This window comes from Streptomyces glaucescens (genome assembly GCF_002154375.1).
Classification (GTDB): Bacteria; Actinomycetota; Actinomycetes; order Streptomycetales; family Streptomycetaceae; genus Streptomyces; species Streptomyces glaucescens.
Map to the genome: position 1 here is coordinate 1 of NZ_MUND01000500.1, position 3,220 is coordinate 3,220.

The 3,220-nt window shown below is 73.1% G+C and carries 3 protein-coding genes; 2 read left to right on the forward strand and 1 reads right to left on the reverse strand.

The annotated features are described in order from the left end of the window. A partial coding sequence (locus tag CCN42_RS29485; protein ID WP_158102146.1) for an NAD(P)/FAD-dependent oxidoreductase occupies window positions 1-781 on the reverse strand: 781 nt, incomplete at its 3' end. Between the two features lie 393 nt (window positions 782-1,174). Here CCN42_RS29485 and CCN42_RS29490 point away from each other — a divergent pair. Continuing rightward, complete coding sequence (locus CCN42_RS29490) at window positions 1,175-1,927, forward strand: TetR/AcrR family transcriptional regulator (protein ID WP_086740186.1); 753 nt, start codon at window positions 1,175-1,177, stop codon at window positions 1,925-1,927. 293 nt (window positions 1,928-2,220) lie between these two features. Beyond that, a partial coding sequence (locus CCN42_RS29495) for an RNA polymerase sigma factor (RefSeq protein ID WP_143662051.1) occupies window positions 2,221-3,220 on the forward strand: 1,000 nt, incomplete at its 3' end.

A 3,220-nucleotide genomic window follows, 5' to 3' on the forward strand; every position in this document is an offset into this window, starting at 1 on the left:
TGAGCACGGCGACCCGGTCGGCGCAGGACTCCAGGCGGGTGCCGAGGAGGACCTGGACGTTGCGGCGGCGCAGTTCGGTGACCGTGTAGCGGCCCATCTCCTCGCCGACCTCCGGGAGGATGCGGTCCGAGGCCTCGACGAGGATCCACTTCAGGTCGTCGGGGGTGAGGTTGTGGTAGTACCGCGCGGTGTAGCGGGCCATGTCCTCCAGCTCGCCGAGCGCCTCCACGCCGGCGTAACCGCCGCCGACGAAGACGAAGGTGAGGGCGGCGTCGCGGATCGCCGGGTCGCGGGTGGAGGAGGCGATGTCCATCTGCTCGATGACGTGGTTGCGCAGCCCGATGGCCTCCTCGACGGTCTTGAAGCCGATGCCGTGGTCGGCGAGGCCGGGGACGGGGAGGGTGCGCGAGACGGAGCCGGGCGCGAGGACCAGTTCGTCGTAGGTCAGTTCCTCGGGGGGTGCGCCCTGTTCCTCGGTGGCGAGGGTGGTGACGGTGGCGGTGCGCTCGGCGTGCCGGACGGACCGTGCCTCGCCGACGACGACGCGGCAGTGCGGCAGGACGCGGCGCAGCGGGACGACGACATGGCGGGGGGAGATGGAGCCGGCGGCCGCTTCGGGGAGGAACGGCTGATACGTCATGTACGGCTCCGGGGTGACGACCGTGATCTCCGCCTCGCCGCGCCGGAGTTCCTGTCTCAGCTTCCGCTGGAGACGCAGGGCCGTGTACATCCCGACGTAGCCGCCGCCGACAACGAGAATGCGCGCACGTTCCTTCACCATCCCATGACGCACCCGGCGCCTGCGTTTGTCCACAGCCCCGGCAATTTGTGTGACGGCACGGCCGGTACGCGCGGGGTTGGCCGAATCACCGGCGGGCGGGGAAGCGCCGCAGGTCAGGGGGCGTGAGCCGGGTGGCATAGGGGGGTGGAATCGGGACGTATACGACCCGTACTCCGATCGGGGGGCGCTCTGTGCGGAACCTGCCCCTTCTGAATTGACTGTCTCTCAACTATGTTCGTCTCTCGACGGGGTGTAGGGGGATGCTGCCTCTCGGGTCCGCGACGGGCGGGCTCGACCGGCTGGCTCACGACACGAGCCGGTTCCACCCGCCGCTCCGGCAACCAATGGCGGGGAGAGTCTCCGGGGGGAGACGTCATTACCGGGGGATTTGTTATGCACATTCAGGACTCTCGTTGGGCTTCCGCGTCGGCCATCGCACCCGGCGGCGCGGTCGGAGCGGCGGTGGGCAACGGACGCGGGGACGGTGCGCGGACCACACCGCTGCGCGTGGACGCACAGCGCAACCTTGAGCACGTACTGCGCGCGGCGCGCGAAGTCTTCGGCGAGCTGGGATACGGCGCGCCGATGGAGGACGTGGCGCGGCGCGCCCGGGTCGGCGTCGGCACGGTGTACCGGCGCTTCCCGAGCAAGGACGTCCTGGTCCGGCGGATAGCCGAGGAGGAGACCTCCCGGCTGACCGACCAGGCACGGGCGGCGCTCGGGCAGGAGGACGAGCCGTGGTCGGCGCTGTCCCGCTTCCTGCGGACGTCGGTGGCCTCGGGTGCGGGGCGGCTGCTGCCGCCCCAGGTGCTGCGGGTCGGCGTCGCCGAGGACGACGGCGACGGGCCGGACGAGGCGCGGGTCCCGCAGCAGCGGACCCAGCCGGGCGGCGGCGAACTGCGGCTGGTGGCGGAGCAGTCGGCCGCCGTGGACGACGCGGGCGCGGCGGCGCTGCTCGACGTGGTGGGCCAGCTCGTGGAGCGGGCCCGCGCGGCGGGCGAGTTGCGGCCGGATGTGTCGGTGTCGGACGTCCTGCTGGTGATCGCGACGGCGGCGCCCTCGCTGCCGGACGCGGCGCAGCAGGCGGCGGCCTCGGCGCGACTGCTCGACATCCTGCTGGAGGGGCTGCGGTCGCGGCCGGCGTGACGGTCGCCTCCGGTGGCTCTGGGTGAGGGGGCGTGGGTGCCGTGGTGCCCGCGCCCTTCCTCGTTCCCCCGCACTCCGGTCTGGACGGTCCAGGCATCTCCGCCGTACCGCTGAACGTCGCGTCCGGTGGCGTCATGTGAGGCTTCCCCGAACGGGTGACGGTCAGTGCCGCGCCGTGGCAAGTCCCCTCGGACGAGTGGATGGCTCCTCCTACCGGGGCGCGGCCGAAAGCCGGTATGGCACCCTGACCCGATGGTCGGGACGGGTCGGGCTGGCGGCGGGGGCTTTCCGCGATGAGCGTTGACGGGCGGGACGAGTCACTGGGCGACGGTGACCCGGAGGCCGACGGCCGGGTTCCACCCCAGGGGTCCGGCCAGGGCGCACGCGCCGGCCGCCCGCCGTCCGACCGCTCTTCGTCCGACCGCCCGTCGTCCGGTCATCCGTCGTTTGGCCACCCTTCGTCCGGTCATCCGTCGTCCGGTCATCCGTCGGCGGGCCTCCGTCCCTCGGGGGCCGTGCCGGCGCAGCGCGACCGGCGCGACGACAGCGGGGTCCTGCCGCCACCGCGCGAACTGCCGTGCTCCGACGCCGAACTCATCGACCGGATGCGGTCCGGCGACGACACGGCGTACGGGGAGCTGTACCGGCGCCACGCGGACGCCGTGCGCCGCTACGCGCGCACTTGCTGCCGTGACGCCCACACCGCCGACGACCTCACCGCCGAGGTGTTCGCCCGGATGCTCCAGGCGGTGCGCGGCGGCTCCGGGCCCGACCATGCCGTCCGCGCCTACCTGCTGACCAGTGTCCGCCGCGTCGCCGCGACCTGGATCAGCTCCGCCAGACGCGAGCAGCTCGTCGACGACTTCGCACTGTTCGCCGCCCAGGCCGCGAGGGGGTCCGAGGCGTCCGACACCGACACCGTCAACCCGGGCGCCGACGTACGGGCCATGCACGAGGCCGAGCAGTCGCTGGCCATGCGGGCGTTCCGTTCCCTGCCCGAGCGCTGGCAGGCCGTGCTGTGGCACACCGAGGTCGAGGACGAGTCGCCGAGCGAGGTCGCCCCACTCTTCGGGCTCGACGCCAACGGCACACGCGTGCTCGCCAGCCGCGCCCGCGAAGGACTCCGGCAGGCCTACCTCCAGGCCCATGTCAGCACCACCCTCGCCACCGACGGGGAGTGCGCCCGCTACGCCGACCAGCTCGGCACCTACGCCCGCCGCAAACTGCGCACCCGCGCGGAGCGGGGCCTGCGCAAGCACCTGGAGGAGTGCGCCAGGTGCTTGCGCAGGCCCC